Origin of the sequence: Rhodococcus sp. ACPA1 (assembly GCF_002300195.1) — a bacterium.
In the GTDB taxonomy this organism is placed as follows: domain Bacteria; phylum Actinomycetota; class Actinomycetes; order Mycobacteriales; family Mycobacteriaceae; genus Rhodococcus_F; species Rhodococcus_F opacus.
Genome location: NZ_NSDX01000029.1, coordinates 1 through 571, shown reverse-complemented (window position 1 = coordinate 571; position 571 = coordinate 1). Strand labels below are relative to the sequence as shown.

1 protein-coding gene is annotated in these 571 nt (G+C 71.3%); it reads left to right on the top strand.

Features of this window, described 5'->3' with window-relative positions:
* A partial coding sequence (locus CJ177_RS46515) for an MFS transporter (protein WP_257015116.1) occupies positions 1 to 417 on the top strand: 417 nt, incomplete at its 5' end.
* Between the last annotated feature and the right edge of the window lie 154 nt (positions 418 to 571).

Sequence of the window (571 nt, the reverse complement as noted above, 5' to 3'; positions counted from 1 at the left end):
GTCGGCATGATCATCGGCCCACCGGTAATGGCATTGGCCACGCTGCGGTTGCCCGCCCGAGCCACCTTGATCGGGGCACTGATGGTGTTCTCCGCCGGGCACGTGGTGGCCGCGGTCAACGACTCGTTCACCGTCGTCACCGCCTCCCGCGTACTCACCGCGCTGGCTACCGGCACGTTCTGGGCGACCGGTGCGGTGGTGGCGGCCGCGGTCGTCGGCCCCGGGGCGAGCGCGCGGGCATTGGCGGTGCTCTCGGGCGGGTTGAGTCTGTCCGTGGTCGCCGGTGTCCCGTTGGGCACCTTCGCCGGCCAGTTCACCGGGTGGCGAGGTCCGTTCTGGATGCTGGCCGTGCTGGCGGTTCCGGCGCTCGTCGCCGTTCTTCGGTTCGCTCCGGCCACCGCGACCGGGACACGGTGAGTGTGTCGGTGCGCTCGGAGATCTCGGCAGTGCGGCCGTGGCGGGTGTGGGCGGTGCTGGGTGCGATCATGCTGGCTCAGGCCGGATTCCTCGGCGCCTACAGCTTCATCAGCCCCCTGCTGACCGACCGCGCCGGCATCTCCGCCGCGCTGGT